The sequence below is a fragment of the Enterococcus sp. AZ197 genome (genome assembly GCF_050556405.1).
Lineage (GTDB): Bacteria > Bacillota > Bacilli > Lactobacillales > Enterococcaceae > Enterococcus > Enterococcus faecalis.
The window spans coordinates 1,209,976-1,233,531 of sequence record NZ_CP187873.1 but is presented as its reverse complement, the minus strand read 5'-3'; the positions used below and the strand labels follow the sequence as shown (position 1 = coordinate 1,233,531).

Annotated in this window: 22 protein-coding genes; 1 reads left to right on the top strand and 21 read right to left on the bottom strand. The window is 37.8% G+C overall.

Going from position 1 to position 23,556, the window contains the following annotated elements; all coding sequences use genetic code 11:
• Positions 1 to 12: 12 nt before the first annotated feature.
• From IGK82_RS06045 to IGK82_RS05945, 21 genes are all read right to left on the bottom strand, one after another.
• Complete coding sequence (locus IGK82_RS06045) at positions 13 to 984, bottom strand: molybdopterin-binding protein (RefSeq protein ID WP_002379413.1); 972 nt, start codon at positions 982 to 984, stop codon at positions 13 to 15.
• 3 nt (positions 985 to 987) lie between these two features.
• Positions 988 to 1,470 (bottom strand): MogA/MoaB family molybdenum cofactor biosynthesis protein, encoded by a 483-nt coding sequence (locus tag IGK82_RS06040; protein WP_002361756.1) that lies wholly within the window; start codon positions 1,468 to 1,470, stop codon positions 988 to 990.
• Positions 1,463 to 1,897, bottom strand: coding sequence for an MOSC domain-containing protein (locus tag IGK82_RS06035; protein ID WP_002357714.1), 435 nt, complete (start codon positions 1,895 to 1,897; stop codon positions 1,463 to 1,465). Before IGK82_RS06035 ends, IGK82_RS06040 begins: the two co-directional genes overlap by 8 nt.
• 2 nt (positions 1,898 to 1,899) lie before the next feature.
• Entirely contained in the window at positions 1,900 to 2,874 is a 975-nt protein-coding gene (gene moaA / locus IGK82_RS06030; protein ID WP_080113704.1) for a GTP 3',8-cyclase MoaA, read from the bottom strand.
• On the bottom strand, positions 2,871 to 3,380 hold the full coding sequence (moaC, locus tag IGK82_RS06025; RefSeq protein ID WP_002369470.1) for a cyclic pyranopterin monophosphate synthase MoaC: 510 nt from the start codon (positions 3,378 to 3,380) through the stop codon (positions 2,871 to 2,873). The genes moaA and moaC overlap by 4 nt, the downstream gene beginning before the upstream one ends.
• Positions 3,381 to 3,642: 262 nt before the next feature.
• Positions 3,643 to 4,845, bottom strand: coding sequence for a molybdopterin molybdotransferase MoeA (locus tag IGK82_RS06020; RefSeq protein WP_002384572.1), 1,203 nt, complete (start codon positions 4,843 to 4,845; stop codon positions 3,643 to 3,645).
• 17 nt (positions 4,846 to 4,862) lie between these two features.
• The gene (gene fdhF / locus IGK82_RS06015; RefSeq protein WP_010709393.1) at positions 4,863 to 7,583 is read right to left on the bottom strand and encodes a formate dehydrogenase subunit alpha; all 2,721 of its coding nucleotides are present in this window, start codon (positions 7,581 to 7,583) and stop codon (positions 4,863 to 4,865) included.
• Positions 7,584 to 7,585: 2 nt separating this feature from the next.
• Positions 7,586 to 8,884: a complex I 51 kDa subunit family protein gene (locus IGK82_RS06010; protein ID WP_010709392.1), complete on the bottom strand. Its 1,299-nt coding sequence runs from the start codon at positions 8,882 to 8,884 to the stop codon at positions 7,586 to 7,588.
• Between the two features lie 11 nt (positions 8,885 to 8,895).
• Entirely contained in the window at positions 8,896 to 9,384 is a 489-nt protein-coding gene (locus IGK82_RS06005) for an NAD(P)H-dependent oxidoreductase subunit E (RefSeq protein ID WP_002357722.1), read from the bottom strand.
• Positions 9,372 to 9,953, bottom strand: coding sequence for a hypothetical protein (locus IGK82_RS06000; protein WP_002357724.1), 582 nt, complete (start codon positions 9,951 to 9,953; stop codon positions 9,372 to 9,374). Before IGK82_RS06000 ends, IGK82_RS06005 begins: the two co-directional genes overlap by 13 nt.
• On the bottom strand, positions 9,943 to 10,767 hold the full coding sequence (locus tag IGK82_RS05995; RefSeq protein ID WP_002360424.1) for a formate/nitrite transporter family protein: 825 nt from the start codon (positions 10,765 to 10,767) through the stop codon (positions 9,943 to 9,945). The genes IGK82_RS06000 and IGK82_RS05995 overlap by 11 nt, the downstream gene beginning before the upstream one ends.
• Before the next feature lie 15 nt (positions 10,768 to 10,782).
• Positions 10,783 to 11,358, bottom strand: coding sequence for a molybdenum cofactor guanylyltransferase (gene mobA, locus IGK82_RS05990; protein WP_002357726.1), 576 nt, complete (start codon positions 11,356 to 11,358; stop codon positions 10,783 to 10,785).
• Positions 11,359 to 11,498: 140 nt separating this feature from the next.
• On the bottom strand, positions 11,499 to 12,527 hold the full coding sequence (locus IGK82_RS05985; protein ID WP_002360426.1) for a lysylphosphatidylglycerol synthase transmembrane domain-containing protein: 1,029 nt from the start codon (positions 12,525 to 12,527) through the stop codon (positions 11,499 to 11,501).
• A 19-nt stretch (positions 12,528 to 12,546) separates the two neighbouring features.
• Positions 12,547 to 12,813 (bottom strand): DUF1294 domain-containing protein, encoded by a 267-nt coding sequence (locus tag IGK82_RS05980; RefSeq protein WP_002360427.1) that lies wholly within the window; start codon positions 12,811 to 12,813, stop codon positions 12,547 to 12,549.
• A gap of 145 nt (positions 12,814 to 12,958) precedes the next feature.
• Complete coding sequence (pepT, locus tag IGK82_RS05975) at positions 12,959 to 14,188, bottom strand: peptidase T (protein WP_002360428.1); 1,230 nt, start codon at positions 14,186 to 14,188, stop codon at positions 12,959 to 12,961.
• Positions 14,189 to 14,217: 29 nt separating this feature from the next.
• Positions 14,218 to 15,336 carry a Nif3-like dinuclear metal center hexameric protein gene (locus IGK82_RS05970; RefSeq protein ID WP_002357732.1) on the bottom strand — a complete coding sequence of 373 codons (1,119 nt, stop codon included), beginning with the start codon at positions 15,334 to 15,336 and terminating at the stop codon, positions 14,218 to 14,220.
• Complete coding sequence (locus IGK82_RS05965; RefSeq protein WP_002357733.1) at positions 15,320 to 16,036, bottom strand: tRNA (adenine(22)-N(1))-methyltransferase; 717 nt, start codon at positions 16,034 to 16,036, stop codon at positions 15,320 to 15,322. Before IGK82_RS05965 ends, IGK82_RS05970 begins: the two co-directional genes overlap by 17 nt.
• 202 nt (positions 16,037 to 16,238) lie before the next feature.
• Positions 16,239 to 18,881: an alanine--tRNA ligase gene (gene alaS / locus IGK82_RS05960; RefSeq protein ID WP_002363875.1), complete on the bottom strand. Its 2,643-nt coding sequence runs from the start codon at positions 18,879 to 18,881 to the stop codon at positions 16,239 to 16,241.
• Positions 18,882 to 19,226: 345 nt separating this feature from the next.
• Entirely contained in the window at positions 19,227 to 19,910 is a 684-nt protein-coding gene (locus IGK82_RS05955) for a helix-turn-helix domain-containing protein (protein WP_002381934.1), read from the bottom strand.
• 546 nt (positions 19,911 to 20,456) lie between these two features.
• Positions 20,457 to 21,815 (bottom strand): DEAD/DEAH box helicase, encoded by a 1,359-nt coding sequence (locus tag IGK82_RS05950; protein WP_016622251.1) that lies wholly within the window; start codon positions 21,813 to 21,815, stop codon positions 20,457 to 20,459.
• A 53-nt stretch (positions 21,816 to 21,868) separates the two neighbouring features.
• Positions 21,869 to 23,050, bottom strand: coding sequence for a VanZ family protein (locus tag IGK82_RS05945; RefSeq protein WP_025194184.1), 1,182 nt, complete (start codon positions 23,048 to 23,050; stop codon positions 21,869 to 21,871).
• 55 nt (positions 23,051 to 23,105) lie between these two features.
• Here IGK82_RS05945 and IGK82_RS05940 point away from each other — a divergent pair, with 55 nt between their 5' ends.
• Positions 23,106 to 23,504, top strand: coding sequence for a hypothetical protein (locus tag IGK82_RS05940; protein ID WP_002382283.1), 399 nt, complete (start codon positions 23,106 to 23,108; stop codon positions 23,502 to 23,504).
• Positions 23,505 to 23,556: the final 52 nt, after the last annotated feature.

Genomic DNA, 23,556 nt, shown 5'->3' with positions numbered 1-23,556 from the left:
GCCTCTTTTCTTTTATAAATACCCGCCATAACTCAAGTCAATAATTTCAGATTTTTTAATCACTTCTTTGGCCATTAATCTTGGTAACAACAAATCAAAAACCGTTTTTTCTGAAAATAAAACACCACCTGGTAAGCCAATGATCGTCTGCTCTCCTTTATAAGCCAGCAAAAACATTGAGCCTGGTAAGACTGGTGTCCCATGGGTTACGATTTCAGCACCTGTCTGCTTAATTGCTAACGGTGTCAAATCATCAGGATCTACACTCATACCACCTGTACAAACAATCAGATCAACCCCTTGTGCTAACATCTTTTTGATCGCAACAGTAATTTTTTGCGGCTGATCATCGACAATTTCTTGCTTGACAATCGTAACTAAAGGATACGCGGAGAACTTGGCTTTTAACACAGGGTAAAAAGCATCCTCAACCAATCCTGTGTAAACTTCACTGCCAGTAGTTACAATCCCGACCCGTATTTTTTTGAAAGGTTTCACAGAGATTAGTGGCTCAGACGTGCTGAGCTGGCGTGCCTTTTCTAATTGGCTTTTAGAAATTGTTAGTGGAATCACTCGAAAGGCTGCAACTTTTTCATCTTTCTGAACTTCTATATTGGTAACTTTAGTTGACAAGGCGAGACCTTCAATTTCATTTAAAGCAATTAATTTTTCTCGATTGACTTTTAAAAGACCTCTCGTACTAGCTTTAGCAACAATTTTTCCTTCATGGACTTCACTCGGCTGACATGAGTCATCTGTTAACAGGTTATACAAAAATGTCGCTGCCTCTTCTTCATGTATTTCTGCTGGATCCAAGGAAACAAACAGATGTTTTTTCCCTAATGATAAAAGAATTGGAATATCTTCTTGAACAACTATATGTCCTTTTTTAAAACACACTTCCTTGGTCTTCCCATAGTCAATTCGCGTAATATCATGACTCAATGGAAGGCCAACTGCCTCTTCTGTTCGAATTGTTTTCATGGTTTATTCCTCATCATGTATGATTTTTTTATTTGTGATTAAATCCAAAGCGTGGGGCAAAACAGGCAACAAAAAATGCAAATGTTCTGTTACACTTTTCGGGCTACCAGGCAAATTAACAATGAGCGTGCGTCCTCTTTGAACAGAAACGCCTCGACTTAACATAGCAAATGGTGTTTTTTCCAAGCTAAGTTGACGCAAGCCCTCACTGATCCCAGGAATGATTCGCTCTGCTACACGTAAGGTAGCTTCTGGGGTCCGATCCCGTTCACTCAACCCTGTGCCGCCTGTCGTTAAAATCAAATCACAGGTCTTAGACCACTCTTGCAATAGCTCTACTAATTGATTTTCTTCATCTGGTAAAATGGTTTGTTTGGTTACCTGGTAGAGCGCAGGTAACTGTTCACGAATCAAGGGCCCCGATTGGTCGACAGCAAGTCCTTGAAAGCAACGATCACTTAATGTTACAATGCCAACTTTAAACAACGTCTAACTGGTCTCCTTTTTTAATATGACCTTCTGTCACAACAACTGCAAAGATTCCTTCTCTAGGCATGATGCAATCGCCCACTCGCGCGTAAATCTGACAGTGTTTATGGCACTCTTTCCCAATTTGAGTAACCACCAATTCGGAATCGCCTATTTTCATTTTCGTTCCAACAGGTAATTGACGTAAATCAATCCCTGAGACGATTATGTTTTCCCCAAAAGCACCATTGCCAACCCGAGCTCCTTTTTCATTGAAAGCCGTTATTTCTTCAAAAGATAACAAACTGACTTGTCGATGCCAATTACCGCCGTGCGCATCATTTTCTAATCCGAAACCTTTAATTAAGTTGACTTCAGGAATTTCCTTTTTCTGTGTGCCTCTTCGCGGGCTAATATTTATTGCAATAATTTCTCCTGTTTTCATACTTACCCTCCTATTTGTGACATAAATCGTTGTTCTCCTTGTTGTTCCAAGAAAAGATGTTTTTCAGGCTTACAGGCAATGCCACTCTTGATAATCCCTAACAATTCTGCTGTTTGTTCCATAGCTAAAGCTTCCTTTAACGAGTAGCCGTCTGCAGAATGCAGGCACGTTTTTAAATGGCCGTCTGCAGTAATTCGGATTCGATTGCACGTCTCGCAAAAACAATGCCCTAATGCACTAATAAAACCTATTTTCCCTTTAAAATCTTTTAAGGCGTAATAACTAGCAGGGCCATTGCCCAATGGTTTTTGGTATGGTTGTAACGTTCCATAATATTTGGTTAAAATGGCTTCTACTTCTTCTTGTTGCTTACCTGGATGCTCCTTCCCTAATCCAATTGGCATCATTTCAATGAAACGAAGATGCACAGTCTCTTTCTTAGCGATTTCAGCCAGTTCTACAATTGTTGCTTCACTTAGCTCTTTCCTAGCTACAGTATTAATTTTGATATTAGGTAGTCCCACATCAATCGCTTGTTCTAAGCCCGCCAGAACATTCCTTAACTGACCAACTCTTGTTATTTCACGAAATTCTTCTGGATCCAAAGTGTCTAAGCTAATATTAATGCCGTCCAAGCCCGCCTCTTTTAATCCTTGAGCCTCACGAGCTAACTTCATGCCATTAGTCGTTAAGGTTACTTTTTCGATGCCTGAGATTTGCTTTATCCTTTTAATTAAAGAGAGTAAATTCGGTCTAACAAGCGGTTCACCACCTGTTAATTTAACTTTTTTGATGCCTTCTTTCGCTAATATCCTCAATAAAAAAATAATCTCATCATCTGTTAGAAGCTGCTCTTTTTTTAAAAAGCAAAGACCTGTTGCTGGCATGCAATACGTGCAACGTAAGTCACAACGATCTGTTAAAGACAAACGAACATAATCAATTTCACGGTTAAATGCATCTTTCATGCTGTTCACTCATCACTTTCCTTTGATTTAATTGAAGAACGAATGAAATGACCACTGCGTCCACCATTTTTCTCTAATAAACCAATGTTTGTCATTGTCATTCCGCGATCAATTGCTTTACACATGTCATAAATTGTTAAGAGTGCTGCCTGCACACCTGTTAGCGCTTCCATTTCAACGCCAGTTGAACCCACTGTTTTTGTAAAGCAACGTACTTCTAAACAAGTTTGATTGCGCCAATCAAACTGAATTTCACACTTTGTCAAAGCAACCAAATGACACAAAGGAATCCATTCAAACGTTCGTTTTGCGGCGGTAATCCCAGCGACTCTTGCTACCTGTAATACTTCACCTTTTTTAATCATTTGGGTCTGGATCGCTTCTGCTGTCGCTTCCAACATGTGAATTTCTCCATAAGCGAGGGCTGTTCTTTGAGTGTCATTTTTTTCCGAAATATCAACCATATGCACTTCTCCTTGTGTATTCAAGTGCGTAAATTCCTTACTTTGAACCATTTCTCCACCTCACATTTGACATTTGTTAACGTTTACACAATACTTCTTTTTCAAGTGTATCACTCTTGCATCAAAAAAACAATCTGGCATCCATAATTTTTTTTAGCGAGAAATCGAAGTTAAAAAAGTTAAGCGACAAAAATTACGTGCTTCGCTTAGCCTGACCAGACTTTTGTCTAAGTCTTAAAACTTGATAAGCAATAAGCCACCAGTCGACTCGACTGATGGCTTACTTTCATACTAATCTTAGGTCAGGTTGTCATCAAGTTTGCCAATAATAGACTTTTACAAGCGCGCCTTTTTTGAGTAGTACACCAGCTGGTTGTTCTAGCAGGCAATTTGTTTCTAAAGTATTTGATAAATTGGATGAAAGATGACTTTTTGTCACTAAATTTACTGTGCCATCTATTTCTTTCGCTCGGTAAAATCGACGTAGTCTACTGGGGGCTAATTCATGCGCTAAAATTACTGTTCGTTCCTTTAGATTTAACTCGACACAATTAAAAAAAGTAGCTAATAATGTCCAGTAAAAAAGATGTAAATTAACCATTGCCGCAAACGGATTGCCTGAAACGCTTAAAATGAGTGTTTCTTGAAATTGACTTCCCATAACTGGGGTTCCAGGTTTCATATTTACAAAATGAAACAACTCTGTTCCTCCGATACGTTTAATCGCTAAAGGTAAATTGTCCTTTTCACCTACCGAAACACCACCACAAGTAATTAATAAATCAAGTTTTGGTGAAATCTCAATCAGCCTCTTCGCTAATTCTTCAGGGTCATCTGAACAATGGTCTAGGTGGATTACTTCATTGCCACTCGCTTTGACAAAAGCTGCTAACATGTAGAGATTACTATTATAAATTTTCCCAACTGACAGTGGTTCTTCCAAAGAAACTAACTCACTACCCGTCGCTAAAATCCCCACTTTCATGCGCTTCAAAACAACAACTTTATCAATCCCTTGCATTGCCAACAAACCAATCATGCGACTATTAATCTGTTGATGTTTTGCTAAAATTTTTTGCTGAAAAGCAATATCTTCTCCAATTTCCGCATAGTTTTGGCCCGCAGTGACAGAGCGAAAAATTTTAACATGGTCTTGCCCAAAATCCGTCCATTCTTGTGGCACTACAGCATCAAAATCGGTTGGAATAAAAGCACCTGTTGTTATTTTAATCGCACAGTTATTCGTCTGATTACAATAAAACATGGAATCCCCTGCCACTAAAGAACCGACGACTTTTAAACAACTTGGGCTTTCAGCAGTCGCACCTCGTGTTTCTACTGCACGAACGGCATACCCATCCATCCCGGCACGAGGAAAATGAGGAATCGCTGTCTCTGCAAAAATGGTTTCTCCGCTAATCCGTCCCAAGGAATCAAGCAGCGCCACTTCTTCTGTTTCACATTGACTCTTCATATGTTGGGTCATTTTCTCTCGTGCTTCTTCCAACTCGATCATGTTTTAACCATCCTTTTTTATTTATTCACTGGTTTAATCGCAACGGCACAAACTTTATATTCAGGAATTGTGGCGATATCATCAAATACAGCATTGGTGATTTCGTTAACATTCCCATCTGGAAAGTGGAATGTCATAAAGACTTCTTGCGGAAATACTCGATTTCCGACAGCCGCATAGGTTTCAATTTTGCCACGGCGAGAATGAACTTCCACTTTGTCACCTTCTTGGATTCCCAGAGCTTGTGCATCGACTGCATTTATCTCAATATAAGAGTGATTCGCTATTTGGTTAATCCCTTCCGTTCGTCCTGTCATTGCTCGGGTATTGTAATGGTAAAGCATTCGGCCTGTCGACATTAAATACGGGTACTCTTCATCTGGTAATTCTTGTGCTTGCTTATACGGAATTGCTTTAAATAAACCTTTCCCACGAGCAAAACTGCCCACATGCATAATCGGCGTACCTGGATCTGTCAAGCTCCGACAAGGCCATTGTAAGCTCTCCTTCTCTAATCGTTCATAATTAATTCCACCAAACGAAGGCGTCACAGCTGAAATTTCTTCCATAATTTCTTTTGCAGATTCATACGCACAAGGATAGCCCATTCGTGTCATGACTTCACAAAAAATTTCATAGTCTTCTCGCGCTTGTCCTCTTGGTTCAACAGCTTTACGGACTCTTTGCACGCGCCGTTCTGTATTTGTAAATGTCCCGTCTTTTTCTGCATAACTGATGCCTGGTAAAACGACATCTGCATAAGCAGCCGTTTCTGTCATAAATAATTCTTGAACAACTAAAAAGTCTAAACTTTCTAAAGCTTGACGAACATGTCCTGTGTCTGGATCCGTAACAATTGGATCTTCTCCAAAAATATAAAGGCCTTTGACATTTCCTGCCGTTGCTGCTGGCAAGACTTTAGTAGAAGTTAAACCTGTGTTTCGATTTAACGGCACATGCCAAGCTTTTTCAAATTTGTCGATTACTTCTGGATTATTGACTTTTTGATAGCCTGGGAAATCATAAGGCATACAGCCCATATCGCAAGCACCTTGAACATTATTTTGACCTCGCAAAGGATTGACACCACAGCCTGGTTTTCCAACTTTACCAACCAACATTGCCAAATTAGACATACTCATAACACCCTCAGTTCCTGTCGAGTGTTCCGTTACGCCTAAACAATAAATGATTGGTGCTTTCTCTGCTTTTGCATACATGCGTGCTGCTTGAATTAGATCTTCTGGATGAATATGACAAATTTCTGCGACTTTTTCCGGCGTATAATCAGCCACCATTTTTTCTAAATCTGAAAATCCTTCTGTCCGTTCTTCAATAAAGTGGCGATCTGCTAAACCTTCTTTCAAAATCACATGCATCATGCCATTAGCAAATGCGACATTCGTTCCCGCCTGAACTTGTAAATGCAGTGCACTATCCTTCACTAAGTTAATTTTCCGCGGATCAACAACAACAACTTGTGTTCCTCTTTGGATGGCTTGGCGAATTTGCGCACCAATAACTGGATGAGCTTCTTCTGGATTGGAACCTACTAATAAAATCATGTCGACATCTTCAGTGATATCAGCAATAGGATTGGTCATCGCACCAGAGCCTAAGGTTTGGGCTAAACCATGGACCGAAGCCGAATGACAAACACGGGCACAGTTATCAACATTATTGGTACCAAAAGCAGCACGCACCATTTTTTGAAAGACATAATTATCTTCATTTGTTGCTCTAGAGCACGAAAAACCAGCAAGAGCATCCGCGCCGTTTTCTGCTTTAATTTCGTTAAATTTTGACGAAACAAGCGTTAAGGCTTCTTCCCAAGAAGCAGGTTCAAAAATGCCATTCCGTTTAATTAATGGCTCCGTTAAGCGATCTCCTGACCCAACAAATTTATATGAAGCAAATTTTCCTTTCACACAAAGTAAATTTTTATTAGCTGGTCCATCCAGGGGTTCAACACCCACCAAACGATTATTTTTAACGAGTAAATTCATCTGACAGCCTGTCCCACAATGCGGACAAGTTGTAGGAATTTTCTGGGTTTCCCATTTGCGGTACTCTTTCGTATCTTTTGCTGTTAACGCACCTGTAGGACAGGAAGAGACACAATTGCCACATGATTCACAGATAGATTGATCAAACGCCTGCCCATAACTTGGCATCATTTTTGTTTCAAAGCCACGATTAGCAATACTAAGTACATCTCTTCCCTGCCGCAATTGACAGACACGGGCACAACGACGACACATGATACACTTTTCTGGATCATAAGAGAAAAATGGATTACTGGTATCTTCTTGATGGCAAGGCATTCTTTTTCCCTCGGTAAAGCTAGTGGCATCAATCCCATAATCTAGCGCATACTGTTGTAATTGACAATCCCCGTTTTTTCCACAAGAAAAACATTCTAATTTATGATTACTCAATAATAAATCAAGAATAAAACGTCTGGAATCAGCAACTTTTTCAGAATGTGTTGCCACAACCATGTCCTCTTGACAATGTGCCGTACAAGCAGTTGTTAAGCCACCACGTCGGCCGCCTTCCACCTCAACCACGCACATCCGACAAGAACCATCAGGTGCTAATTCCTTTAAATGACAGAGCGTTGGGATTTCAACACCTAGCCCTTTCGCTGCTTCGAGAATGGTAGTCCCTTTAGGCACAGTTACTTCTTGGTTATCAATAGACAATGTAACTGTTTGCGTATGCAACTTTGTTTTCATTTTTACCAACCTCCTTTGCTGGTGGCATAGATTTCTGTTTCAGCAGTCGTTTCAAATTCTTCTGGAAACAAATCCAATGCACTCTTCATTGGATTTGCGACGGATTGGCCCAAACCACAAGCTGATAATCGCGTGACATGCGTGAGCATCTTTTCCAATCGTGGCAAATCACTAGCTGTTGCCTCGTTCCGATTGAATTTACTCAATAATTCCAAAATCCTAGTTGTTCCCAATCGACAAGGGGTGCATTTACCACAGGACTCATGAGCAAAAAAGGCCGCCACGTGTACTAAATAGTCCACAACATTGACTGAATCATCCATTACTACAATTGCACCAGAGCCGACAGATAAGTCATGGGCCCATAAATCTTCGTAGGAATACAAACAATCCCTTAACGTTGCGACAGCACCAATTGGACCGGATTGTCCACCGAAGTGAATAAATTTTAATGATCGACCAGTTGCAGAGCCTCCGCCGTATTGCTCGCCATAAATTATTTCTTCTAATGGTGTTCCAAGGTTGACCTCGTATAAGCCCCGATTTTTAATATGTCCAGACAAACAAATTAGCTTTGTTCCGCCACCATCGGCAGTACCCATCTCTAAAAAGGCTTGTCCACCTTCTCTTAAAATTACAGGAACACTTGCAAATGATTCAACATTATTTACTAATGTTGGTTGCAAATATAAACCAACATCTGCTAAGTGTGGTGGTTTGACACGCGGCCGCCCCGTTTTTCCTTCAATTGAATTTAAAAGTGCTGAATTTTCCCCACAAATATAGGCGCCAGCACCAGAAATAATCGTAATATCATAATTGAATCCTTCAATTCCTAAAATGTTTTCCCCTAAAAAGCCAGCTTGTCGTACATTATCCAGTGCTTCTTGAAATGTTTTTTGGATTCTGCGATATTCTCCTCGCATATAAATATAACCAGCTTTTGCTGAAAATAAATAGCCAGCAATGATCATTCCTTCAATCACACTCAATGGATCTTCAGACAAAAGTACTTTATCCTTAAAGGTCCCTGGTTCTCCTTCATCAGCATTACAAACAATGTACTTTGTGGTTCCTTTTGCATGATAAAGATGGCGCCATTTTTTTCCTAAAGGATAGGCTGCTCCACCGCGACCTCTTAAGTGAGCAACATCCAGTTCGTTTAAAATTTCTTCATCCGATAGTGAAATTGCTCTTTTTAAACCATCAAATCCATCGTATTTACAATATTCAGCAACATCGGTCGCAGATTGCATTTTTCCCATTCTCTCTAATAACATTGGTTGGTTTCTCTTAAGCATTGACTCACCTCCTACAATCCTTCATAGCAATCATTTTGTAAATGTTGAATTAATTGATAAATTTTCTCTTCTGTTAGTTGACTAAAAACGGTGTCCTTAATTTTAATTACTGGACCCAAATCACAAGCCCCGATACAAGGAATACTGTGATACATAAATAAGCCATCTGGGGTCGGCTGATTCTCTGGCACTTCTAAAATGGTTTCTAAAACTTCGGCAACCATCGCCCCACCAGTATAATGACACGGTGTGCTGTTACAAATCTTCAAGACATACTTCGCTTGCGGTTCCGTCTTTAAAATGGCATAAAAACTGACGATTTCATAGACTCGCGCTTCCGTTAAATGTAGATGCTCTGCAACTAATTGAGCTGTCTCCTGATCGATATACCCTTCTTCTGAAGCAAATTGTAATTCAATTAAAATATTTAAAATTCGTTGTGGATCAGCATCGTTTTCTAGAATAATCGCTTCTTTTTCAATTAAGCTTAATGCACACATTCCTTTTTATTCCCCCTTTTTAGTGAAACTTGAAGTTGTTCTCCTTGATAATAGATACGCAATTCTTTTGGTATTTCAGCAGATAGTAAACAAAAATCGGCTTTATCTATAACTTTTTTTGCTGATTCTTTTTGGCGATTCTGGTTATTCATCATAAGAAATAGTCCTGGCTGCACAACATTACGTAATGAATTTGATTCACAAATGATTAATGCTTGGGCCGGCACAGCTTTCAGAAATTGCTGAATGGCTTCCGCCAAATTTTCTTGAAAAACTTTCAATAGAAAAACTTTTTGACAGCCTGCAGCTAATAATTTCATGGTATCTTTATTGCCAATCGTCTCTTGCTCTTCTACTAATTCATAACCAGCTGTAATACTGGTACAAATTCCGCATCCTTTTGTGCCTCGTTGACACACCCCTCGTTGACCACTAATCGTAATAATCTTCAAGCCATAAATTGGATAGACTTCTTGGTACTGTTTAATAAGAGCTTCGGCTAATGTCGTTTTGCCACTATTCCGACCAGTAGAACCAATTTGAATCATGTTTGGTATCTCAATTGCCATAGAGCTCCTCCGTCTGAATCGTTTTCTCAACTCTTGGTTTGACAGTTGCTGGTTTTGTCATAAAGATCAATGGTACGGCCATAAAAAGACTGCCCCCTACTGCATTGCCTAAAAATACCCATAATGTATTCTGCAAATAATCCCACCAACTGATTGTGGTACTTTGTGAAAAAATTGCCGCTGGAATAATAAATGCATTGGCGACCACGTGTTGAAACCCACAAACAACGAAAACCATGACAGGAAACCACAAGCCAAACATTTTACCTAAATATGATTTTGCCAACGCTCCGAGATAAACCGCTAAACAAACAAAAATATTACAGCCAATCCCTGAAACAAAAGCAACTATCGGTGGATCAGCAATTTTCGCCTGAGCAACTGCGACTGTTTTATCCAGAAACGCACCTTCAGTTAACCCAACAATATGGCCAAATAAATACGCCACAAGAAATCCGCCTAGACAATTGGTCAATAAAACAACTAGCCAGTTATAACAAAGAGCGCCCACTCGAACCTTTTTCTGTAATACGCCTAATGTCATTACCATCATATTGCCTGTTGCTAACTCACCACCAACAAAAGTAAGCGCTATCAATCCAACTGGAAATAAAGCTCCACCCAGAAAGTTGTTAAAACTTCCCCATTCTGTGGGGGCGGTTCCAGTGATACGAATAAACGCCAAGTAACCCAGTGCAATACAAAAACCAGCCATGATGCCTAAAATACAGAGTCGAACAAACGATAATTTCCCTTTCATTTCTGCCTTATCACCTAAGCTTGCAACTATTTCTTCACTACTGAAAAAATCCATTACGATTCCTCCTTTTTATCGATACCACTGAGACAATTCTTCTTTTCGATTGACATTTTTAAGTTGATTCTCTTTTGATAGTTGCACCGTTTTTACAGATAGACGCTCAAATTCTTGGCGAACCTGATAGTTATTTTGCGCAAGCTGTTTTTGAAATGTTGGTAAACAAGAACATCGATAAAAGCCAAATAATGGTTCTTGACGACCTTCAAAGTCAAAGATTGTTACTTGATTTTGTCCACGCTTAGAGGCTAACTGATACACAAGTTTAGGAGAAAAAGTTGGTATATCACAGGCAATTACAAACACTTCAGCTTTCTGAGTATAGTTCATTGCTGTCACAATCCCACCTAATGGCCCCTTTCCAAGATACATATCTTGAATGATTGTGCATTTTCTAAACGCTTTAGGAAATTTTTGACTATCATTCGTTACTAAAATAACCTCTTCGAACAGTTCCATTAACTTTTCAGCTGTTTGCAAGATCACGTATTGGCCTTGAATTTTCAATAATGCTTTATCAAATCCCATCCGTGAACTTTTCCCGCCGCATAACAGCACTGCTGTACAATCAGCAATAATTTTCGCCACCCCTTTACCATAATTTTTATTAGTTCAAAAAAATATTTTTTAGTCATGTATTAAGTCTATTATAAGACATCCCTCGTACAAGTCAATTCCTTTTAAAAAAAAAGAACGAGAAAAAGAGTCGCTCTTTTTCTCGTTCTATCTTATTCATCTGTTTGACGTTTTATTTCTTCAATCTCAATGCGTAATGATTTTCGTTTCTCAATGGCGACATAAACCAAGCCAATCAAAAAGGGTAACACAAAGCTACCAAATCGATACAGTAAAACAGATGCTACAGCATCAACATTGCCGACCAATGGTTTAAACAACAATAAGTAAACAAATTCAAATGGACCAATGCCAGCAGGTGTCGGAATAACTCCTGAAAGAATAACAGCAAAACTGGTAAAGGACATCACTAATAATAAATCAATATTCGGGTGATTTTCTACTAAAACAATGTAAGGAATAATGTACCAAAATAATAATTTAAATACATTCCATGAAAAGATTCGAAGCAACGCTGAGCGATCTTGTGTAATTGTTTGGACAGCTGCCCGCAAGGAATAGATTTGTAAATTACAATTATCCACCCAATCTCTTAGTTTTGGTCGTTTAAACCAACGATTGGCAAACTTAACCAATAAAACTTGCAACTTTAAGCTACTAGATAAAATAAGTAATGCTGCAATTATTACTAATGTTAAAATAACACCTGCTAAAATGAATGGAATCATCTTAGGCGCATTTTCATAAAACAGGGAAAATTGAATAATCAAACCAATAATTGCTAAAAAAATCACGGCTGCTTTGTACATAATCATATGTAATGCCGTTATCCCCACACTTTTAGAAACAGGAATTCCCTTTTTCTTATAAAAATAAATTTCTGAAAGCAAGGTTCCCGTGCCAAATGAAATAATTCGATAAAATGCTACATAACAAGAAGTAAAAAAACCATCCACTGTTGTAAAGTCTTTGTTAAAATAACGAGCTATTTCCTTGATTGAGCGCCCTTCTGCAAATTGATAAACTACTCCAAAAAAAATAACAGCAATCAGCACCAGCCAACTCGTTTCCATCAGTTGAGCAAAAATATCACTTAATGAATTATCCATGACATAAAAGATTACGCCTAAAACGATAATCATTAACAACATATTTAAGCCAATTTTTACTTTTCCTTTCATCGCTTCTCCTTTTTTGTTCTTACTTAAACGTTAGATAGATGCAACTAATCATCGCGATTACGCCAATTGAATAACACAATGCAAAAACTGGTTTTTGGGTTTTATGATGAAATTTCTTTTGTCCCATTAGCCCACCTAGACCGCCACCGACAAGTCCTATCGTCAATAAGCGGCGTTCTGGAATACGCCAGTTCCCACGTTTTGCTTGTTTTTTATCATAACCCATCATACTAAACAATACTAAATTAATGACGAGGAAATAAATGATTACTATCCACTGAAGCATTCTTTCTGGCCTCCTAACTAGTTACTGTACTAGGATACCTTGTTCTGATTCTAATTGCAAAAAATTTTTCAATGACTCATGAAACTACAACAGGAAAGTAAGTTCTCGGTTGCCCGTTTTCTTACTTTCCTATTGAGTGCCTCATTTATTTTGCATTTAATTCAGCAATTTTAATAATCACATTGGTCGCTTTTTCCATGGCTTGTAATGAAACAAATTCAAAACGGCCATGCATATTTTCGCCACCAGCAAAGATATTTGGTGTTGGAATCCCTAAATAAGAAATTTTTGAGCCATCCGTTCCACCGCGAACAGGTTCAATAATTGGTTGAATTGACAATTCTTCCATTGCTTGTTTAGCAATTTCGACAATGGACATATCTTTTTCAATCACTTCTCGCATATTATAGTATTGATCAAATAAATCAACTTTGATTCGTTCTTCATCAAATGGTGCATTCAATGTTTGCTGAATTTCTTTAATTTTAGCTTTACGTGCTTCAAAAATCTCGCGATTGTGATCGCGAATAATATACGTCATTGTAGCTTCTTCTGGCGTTCCAGCAAACGCTGCTAAATGATAAAAGCCTTCTTCACCTGCTGTTTTTTCTGGAACTTCGTCAGCAGGTAAGGCATTATGGAAATCAATTCCTAATTGTAACGCATTAATCATTGTATTTTTTGCTGTTCCTGGATGAACGTTTTTCCCTTGAATTGTAATTTCTGCTTGCGCCGCATTAAACGTTTCAAATTGTAATTCACCTACTGGTCCGCCATCCATTGTATAAGCAAAATCCACGTTAAATTGAGCGACATCAAATTTGTCGGCACCTACACCAATTTCTTCGTCGGGACCGAAAGCCACACGAATGGTGCCATGTTTAATTTCTGGGTGATTAATTAAATATTCCATGGCTGTCATTATTTCCGCAATACCTGATTTATCATCAGCTCCTAATAAAGTGGTACCATCGGTTGTGATAAGTGTTTCACCACGATAATTTTTTAAGTTAGGAAAGTCTTTCGTGTTTAAAGTGAATTTGCCTTCTTTATCTAAAGGAATCGTTGATTCTCCGTCATAGTTCTCAACAATTTGCGGAGAAACATTCACTGCATTAAAATCAGCCGTATCCATATGGGCAATAAAGCCGATTGAACGAACGTCTTTCTCCACGTTACTAGGTAACGTAGCAATCACAAAACCATTTGTTTCGTTATAAATAACATCGCTCATCCCTAATTCTTCTAATTCTTTTTTTAAGGTTTGTGCAAAGGCTACTTGTGTTTGTGTTGATGGTGTCGTTGTGCTAGTTGCATCTGAGCGTGTTTCTGTTTTCACATAGCGTAAAAAACGAGGTAATAAATTTTCATACATAAAAGAACACTCCTTTAATCTTCATTTTTTTATTTAAAACGAAATGGGTTGGTATTCGCTTCTGATTCAAAAATGGATACAGCCCACTCATTTTCTTGTTTCCATTGATTCATTAATTCCACAAGTTTTGGCTTACAAAGCGCTTCAATGTAATGACCAGGATCGATAACTGGTAAATCTTCAGCAATCATGTCATGTGCCGTATGATAATACACATCACCAGTAATATAGACATCGGCTTGTTTACGTAATGCATCATGATAGAACTTTTCACCACTTCCACCACAAATGGCTACCCGTTGAATCATTTTAGTATCATCTTTTGCAATGACCCGCAAGCCATCCAATTGGAAAGCTTCCTTGACTTGCTGTACAAAATCAGAGAGTCTCACAGGCTTGTCTAATACTCCAACCCGACCTAAACCAAATTCTTTTGATTGATTTTCAATGGTATAAACATCATACGCCGGTTCTTCATAAGGATGCGCCTGTAACATAGCTGCAAGAACTTGTTCTTGTTTAGTTTCAGGGAAAATCACTTCGATTTTTGCTTCTTGGACGACACTTTCTTGACCAATTTCGCCAATCGTGGGATTTGCTCCTTGTGTTGGTGTAAAACGTCCTGTTCCAATTAAAGAGTAACTTGTTTTAGAATAATCACCTTGAGCTCCAGCGCCAGCTAGACCTAAAGCTTCTCTCATTTGCGGAGCTTCATCAATTGGCACAAAAACGGCTAATTTTTTATAAGGAACAGTATGTGTTTTAGTTAAAAAGGTGGTCTGTTTAATTCCCAATAATTCACAAAACCAATCATTTAGCCCATTGTCAATAATATCCATATTAGTATGCGCTGCGTAAACAGCAATATCGTGTTTTAATAAATCAGCGTACATTTTTTCTTGAAAATTATCTGTGGTTAATCGCTTAACTGGGCGGAAAATAGGTGGGTGTTTCGCAATAATTAAATCAACCTGCTTCTCAATTGCTTCTGCAACGACCTCAGGACGAACATCTAAGGTAACCATCACATTTTCAATTGGTTTATCTAACGTACCAATGTGCAAGCCCACAGGATCTCCCGTTTCAGCTAGCCACTCGGGACAATAGTCATTGAAACGTCGAATCAATGTCTTACCGTTCACAGCCATTGGCCAGCACCTCCTCAATTAATTGTTGGTCTTGCTGTAGTTTCGCTTGTTTTTCAATATGTTCTCCACTTGCTTTTGCTAGTTGTGCAAGAACAGTTTTGCGCTGTTTTAATTCTCGTTGCCATTTTTTAGTAAAAACCGGTCCTTGTTTTTTAATTAAAACTGGCCCAAATAGTAATTCTTGGTCCGTATAAGAAACGGATTGCTCTGTTTTTTCGGCTACGATAATTTCATACAATTTACGGTTTTCTTCCACGATTGTTTCATCAATAATACTGTAGTCATTTGCCATTAACCAGCGGCGTAAAGTTGGTTCACCAATATTCGGTTGTAAAACAAGGCGTTCCTTCCCTGTTAAACGATTTTTTTTGCGTCCAGCTTCTAAAATATCTCGGATTAATGTGCCGCCCATTCCACAAATACTAATGACGTCTATTTGATCTTCAGGTTCAATTGCATCTAGCCCGTTCGCTAAACGTACGATAATTTTATCCGTCAAATTGGATTTACTGACTTGGGTTTTGGCAGATTGATAAGGTCCTTCTACCACTTCCCCAGCCACAGCAAAAGACAGTTTATTTTCTAACATTAAAGCAACTGGTAAATAAGCATGGTCTGAACCAATGTCTGCTAAGCGACTTCCTCTAGGGATTAAATCACCAACCGTTGCGAGACGTTTTGATAATTGATTTTCATTCATATTTTTGATTCCTCCGTTGCTTATTATACCATTGTCAATTGAAGATGAAAACTTACACATTCGTGCAAACTACTGTTTTCTCTCCTTAATCACTTATAAAAAAGAACCCCCTTCAAAATCAATTTCATAACTTTGAAGAGGGCTGTCATTATTGCTATAAAGAGCATTCTCCTTATATTAATAATAGGGAAAACATTTTTAATTAGGCATTTGCCAACCAGTTTTCAACTTCTGCTAAGGCATCCGCAATACCTGCTGGATTTTTCCCACCAGCTTGAGCCATATCAGGACGACCACCGCCGCCACCGCCAACTTTTGGCGCAATTGCTTTGATTAAGTCACCGGCTTTTAAGCCTTTTCCGTTCATGTCTTTTGTCATAGCCGCTAACAAGCTTACTTTTTCATCTTGTGCAGTTGCCAGAACTAGTACATCAGACAATTCTTTTTGTTTCCATTGGTCGGCCAATTGGCGTAATTGATTCATGTCTTTAACATTGACTTGAGCAGCAATATAACGAACACCGTTGACTTCTTTGATATCTTTAAAAATGTCACCAGCTTGTTGGTTCGCTAATTTGCCAGCCAATTGTTCGTTTTCTTTTTGTAGATCACGTAATTGTTGTTGCAATTGCTCTGTTTTCGTAACCACTTCTTTTAATTGAGGTGATTTAACTAACGTAGCAATCTCTTTCAATTGACGTTCTTCTTCTTGTAAAAGTTGATACGCTTCTTTACTCGTTACTGCTTCAATACGGCGTACTCCTGCACCAATCCCAGATTCAGAAACAATTTTGAAAATCCCGATATCTTCTGTATTAGCAACGTGTGTTCCACCACATAATTCGATAGAGTAATCCCCAATATTAACTACACGGACTTCTTTACCATATTTTTCGCCAAATAACGCCATTGCGCCCATGTTTTTCGCTGTATCAATATCTGTTTCAATTGTGACAACAGGAATAGCTTCCCAGATTTTTTCGTTAACGATGGCTTCCATCCGCGCTAGTTCTTCTGATGTAACTTGCCCAAAATGAGTAAAGTCAAAACGTAGATGTCCTGGTGCAACTAATGAGCCTGCTTGGTTGGCATGCTCCCCTAACACATCTTTTAAAGCACGATGCAATAAATGGGTTGCCGTATGATTTTTCAAAATACGTGTCCGCATCCGTTCGTCCACTTGCAATTGATAAATTTGACCTTCTGCTAATGGCGCCAAAACTTCTACTTTGTGTAAAAATTGACCATTTGGTGCTTTTTTCACATCCACCACGTTGGCAACGACTTCCCCTGCGGTATTTTTTACATAGCCGCGGTCAGCAATTTGTCCACCCATTTCAGCATAAAATGGTGTTTCAGCAAAAATTAATTCGGCTGTTCCTGCAGATGCTTCATTTACTAGTGCGTCACCTTGAATAATAACAAATAATTCACTATCATGTGTTAATTCTGTATAGCCAACAAATTTACTTTCTACTTTAATATCTGTTAATAAAGCAGATTGAACACCCATTGAAGTTTCTTTACTGCGGGCAGAACGAGCGCGTTCACGCTGTGCTTCCATTTCTGTTTCAAACCCAGCATGGTCGACTTTCAAGCCTTCATCTTCTGCAACTTCTTCCGTTAATTCTACTGGGAAGCCAAAAGTATCATAAAGTTTGAAGATAATTTTTCCATCTAATGTATCGCCTTTTGCATCTTTAACTTCTTTAATAACCTCATTTAACATGCTTAAACCTTCATTGATGGTTTCATGGAAACGTTCTTCCTCTGTCCGAACCACTTTTTCGATGAAGTCTTTTTGTTGTAATACTTCTGGATAGTAGCTTACCATGATTTCGCCAACAACAGGCACTAATTTGTATAAAAAGGCTTCATTAATGCCTAATTTTTTCCCGTGCATTACCGCACGACGTAATAAACGACGTAACACATAGCCACGACCTTCATTTGAAGGAAGCGCACCATCACCAATTGCAAAGGATAAGGCACGAATATGGTCAGCAATCACTTTAAAGGAAACATCCGTTTGTGGTGCATCTCCATATTTCACGTTGGTTCCTAAAGCTTCTACCGCATGAATGATTGGCATAAATAAATCAGTTTCAAAATTTGTTGGTGCATCTTGAATGATAGATACAACACGTTCCAAGCCCATGCCCGTATCAATGTTTTTATGTGGTAATGGTTCATACGTATCTTCTGGTGTATGGTTAAATTCAGAGAACACTAAGTTCCAAATTTCTAAATAGCGTTCATTTTCGCCACCAGGATAATTTTCTGGATCATCTTCTGGAATATCTAAAAATTCTTCGCCGCGATCATAAAAGATTTCCGTATCCGGACCACTTGGACCAGCACCGATATCCCAGAAGTTATCTTCTACATCAATAATATGATCTTCAGATAAACCAACTTCATCACGCCAAATGCGTTTTGCTTCTGTATCTTTCGGATAAACAGTCACATATAATTTTTCTGGGTCAAAAGCAAGCCATTCAGCACCAGTTAAAAATTCCCAGGCCCAGTGAATCGCTTCATTTTTAAAATAATCTCCAATTGAGAAGTTCCCTAACATTTCAAACATTGTATGATGACGAGCCGTTTTCCCAACATTCTCAATATCATTTGTACGAATAGATTTTTGAGCATTCGTAATTCTTGGATTTTCTGGCACAACAGAGCCATCAAAATATTTTTTCAAGGTCGCAACACCAGAGTTAATCCATAATAATGTTGGATCGTTTACTGGTACTAAAGAAGCGCTTGGTTCTACTGAATGTCCTTTAGACTTAAAGAAGTCTAAATACATTTGACGAACTTGACTACTTGTTAATTCTTTCATTGATTTTCCTACTTTCTATTAATAATTAACTATTTATGTTTTGTACCCTCTTAAGCGGCAGATTGTGAACACAAAAAACACCATTGCAGTCAAGGACGATTGCTCGCGGTACCACCTTGATTGCAATGATGTTGGATCATTACCTCTTAAGCTCTATAACGCAGAGTCGCGTTGATATTTCTATCAAGTCCATCTAAAGGGAGCAAGTAAATTTATCTGATGCCCTTCTCTCAGCAATGAACGGCTTTCTGTGATCAAAATAAGATTCCTCATATCCTTTAGCTTATAGTCAAAAGTATAAGAAAGATCTGCTAAAAAGTCAATTGTTTTCGTAGGAATCTTTCCTTACTGAGCTGTTTCAAATAACGTTTGCTCTAAATAAGGCAAAATTTGTTCATTTATTTGATACCCTTTTCCCCAAGAGGTTGTAATAATCTCTTCGTTCATACCTGCATCACTAAATTTTTGTTTCACTCGTTTACATACGAAAGACAGCTGCGATTTTGTAGAAGCATCTGGTTCTTTCTGCCAAAGCAAGCGACAAATTTGATCACGATCCAACCCTTCGTGGGCATGCTGATACAAGATTTTTAAAAAGCGTTGTTCGTTTTTTGTAAAGCGAATCTTTTTTACTTGGTCATCAAGTAGCTCGGCTGTGACTTCGGCAAAACTTTGATCGACCGTGTCAATTTTTTCACGAATATCTTCCAATGAATCTTTGAGGCCTAACCACCGGATAATACCTCTTTCCTGCCAAATCTCTGCTTCACGTTTATTACACATCGATTGTGAACGTCGATAAATCGGCTTCTCTAACGATGAAAGACTTCCTAATAATCTCAAGCAATCGTTCTGAGAAAGTGTTTCGCTTAATACAATTGCATCAAAATAATTAAAAAAAGTTAACTCATGTTCTATAGTTTCTTCACAGCAGTTCGTACAAAAGACTTCATAATTTAAATGTTGTAATTGCTGCTGAAATGTTTGCTCAACTAAAATGTTCTTTGTTAATACCAAAATCCTTCTCATTTCTTCTTTCCTCCTAGAACTCTTTCTGCTACCAATAACTAAACGCACCAATCAAAATACGTTACCAAATCGCGTGTTTTCTCCATCGATTGGTTAATAAACACCTTTTTATCTTCATCTCTCTTCGCTCCTTTATTCTTTATTTTGGTGGTTATTTATATTATATTAGAAAATGATTTTTTTTGTGTGTAAAATTTTTTTATCCTCCGTAAAAAAAAATGAATTTCCTTTAATATCTACTAATAAAGCTGATTTTTTAACAAAAAAAGTGCCGAAACTTCCTACTTTTTGCTAAAACACGCCAAAAATTCTGTAATTTTATTATTTTTTTCTTGAGAAAACATCAAAATGTTGATGTTTAATACTAACATTTTGATGTTTTCGACAAAAATCTTTACAATTAATCGGTAATTTTCTCTACTTTTAACGATAACTACTTTTAAAAAAGAGTTATTTTAAAAGTGACTTAAATATTTATCATATAAAAAGTAAGGGACTAAAATCTTTACGATTCTAGTCCCTTACTTTTTATAATCCACAACGTTTTTAGTTAGAAGAATTCTTTTTTGCTTTTCTAGCAGAACGATCTTTTTGACGACGTTCAATTTTACGTTTTTTCTTATTGCTGTCTTCAATTGCCCAATTAATTTTTTTCTTGTATCCTGGTTTAATTTTTTTCTTTTTCTTTTTCACTAAACCAATTAACGTTGGGTCTAATTCTTCTCGAGATTTTTCTCGTTTTGTTCGACGGTTGCGATCATACGTCTCTACAATCTCACCATTTTTAATTTCTTTTGGTTTGAAAGAAACACCTAACTGCTCAATCTGAGTAATCGCATCATCATCCGCTGGTGAATATAATGTTATGGCAGTCCCATTCAATCCATTACGTCCTGTGCGGCCAACCCGATGGATAAAGAAGTCCAATTCATGTGGAACTTCTGCATTGATGACATGTGAAACCCCTTCAATATCAATCCCACGTGCGGCTAAATCAGTAGCTACCACATATTGGTAGTCAAGATTTTGAACTTGACGCATCACACGTTTTCTTTCGCGTGGTGTGATGTCTCCATGAATTTTGGCAACTTTTAGGCCCTGATCTTTTAAGTAATCGGTGATTTCATCAACTCTTTGTTTAGTATTTGCAAAAACAATCGCTAAATAAGGATGCCCGATAGTCAATAATTGATAAATTATTTGATTGCTGTTTTTTCCTTTGGTGGAAATCAACCAATTGTCAATTGTTTCTGAAATAACTGCTTTTGGTTTGATATGTTCAATCACTGGATTTTCTAAATATTTTTTTAAAAATGGTCGTAATTTTTCTGGAATGGTTGCAGAAAAAACGAGCATTTGTAATTTTTCTGGCAAACGACCAGCAATTTGATCGACTTCTGCTAAAAAGCCCATATCTAATGTCATGTCTGCTTCATCGACAACAAAGGCAAAAGCCGTATGCACTTTCAAGGCTTGTTCATTCATCATATCTAAAATCCGCCCTGGTGTACCAATCACCACATGAGGTTGCTGATGCTTTAATTTATTTAATTGACGTTGTTTATCTGTTCCGCCAACAAAATTTGACACTCGAATTTCTGGTTGACTGAAACGAGCCAGTTGCTGCGCTTCTTGATAAATTTGATTGGCTAATTCACGACTAGGCGCAGTAATCACAATTTGTACTTCGTCGATAGTTGGCTTAACTTTATCCATTAACGGAAGTAAAAAAGTATGCGTCTTTCCACTTCCTGTTTGCGATTGTCCAATGACACTTTTCCCTTTCTTAATGATTGGGATTAATTTTTCTTGGACTTCTGTTGGTTCTTCAAACCCTTTTTCTGCGAGTGCTTCGTTGATAAAAGGTTGAAATTGAAATTGTTTAAATGAAGGCACTTGCCTCACCTCTTCTCGTTAAATTCTTTATGCACTTTGGCATTATAACACAAAAACAACTTTTACTCACCTGCTGATTCCTTTGTTTTCGCAACTTCTAATGTACTGACTGTATAAGTGTGGCTGGCTTTTTCATAAAACAAACGCCGTTTTTTACGAATCAAGGTTAACAAAACGTTGATCAAAAATAGTAAATATAAAATTAAACAGAACAAATACAGAAGCAACGACACCATTTGCAACATCCGATTAGAAGAATTCAATAAATCAGTGGCATTAGCTAGATAAATACTAATTAAACCATACACAAAATACAAATAACCGTAGCGAACAAACAAAGCTTTTAAACGAATTTTTTCATGTCCTGTTTCAACCACCCGAATGCGAACAACTTTTTTCCCTAACGTTTGACCATTTGTCAGTTTCATCATGACAATAAAGACCGCAAACACCATGATAAAGAACCACATCCGATCTGAAAAAATCGGATAATTGGTTGCCCAATTTTTATAAGCTGGAATGAAATTTAGTCCAAAAACGAGCAGGCCTTGCACAAAGCCAATCACCAACCAATCAATTCCCCATGCAAAGAAACGTCTTAACAGGCTAACTGTCTGCCCTTTTTCATAAGAGGTGGCATCAATTTCTTCTCTTGTTGGCAATAAAAAGGTAAAGAGCGGCGTCAACCAATAACCAACTATGCCTCCGACGGTATTATTAATTAAATCATTGACATCCGCCAAGCGATACGAACGTGGATAAATAAAATAAAGGCCAGATAACTGTGTTAATTCAAAAAATAATGACAATAAAAAACTCGCAAGAACTGTTTTTAAAAATGAATATTTGAAATAATACCGTAAATACACACCAAAAGGTAAAACTAATAAAACATTAAACAGTGGTTCTAAAACGGCATGCTGTTTTAATGCTGGCAAATACGTACTAGGATCTTTGAGCGAAAAAACAGTTTCGTTTAAAATCCCTGAAATAAAATGAAAAGGCCGCAGTTCCATTGTTGGTCCTGTGTATTGAGCCACTTCTGCCCGAGATGGCAACGGTAAAATTACCAAGAAATAGGCACATAATAAATAAAAAACAAATGAATACAAAATCATTGCTCGTGTCCAAACAAATGAACCATATTTGCGGTATTCATAGATTAATAATGCCCCAGAAATAAAAAATGCTAGAAACGGGAAAATAATGATTGCCCATTTAATTGGTTCGCTATATACTGCCATAAAAATTCCTCCAAGATAAACAATTTCAAGTATGAATGCCTCAATAACACTATACTTGTTTCTAAAAAAATGTACCAACAATAAATTTTATTTTGCAAATCCTCTCCTTTGCAGTATCATTAAGAAAAAGGAGGACGTTCTCATGTTACAGCCATATTTTGCGTTTGGAGTGCCGCTATTTTTACTTGTGCTCTACTTACTCTTTGCACTGATTCACCGTCAAACAACGATTCATTATTTACGGTTTATTTTGTTACTTATTTCAACATTTCTCATGGTTTTTAGTTTCCAAGTATTGCAAGAATCATGGACCATCAACCCTGAAACGTTAAAAGATGCCGCTTATTCTCCGCAATGGTTATGGATTCCTTTAGGTATCGGGTTAATCCTCACACTTTACAACGCTTGGCACGGCCTTCGTACAATGATAAAATACAAGACCGATAAACATTAGTAAGAGTCTAGGACGATGGTTGTGTCCTAGACTCTTACTGTCTCATCATTCA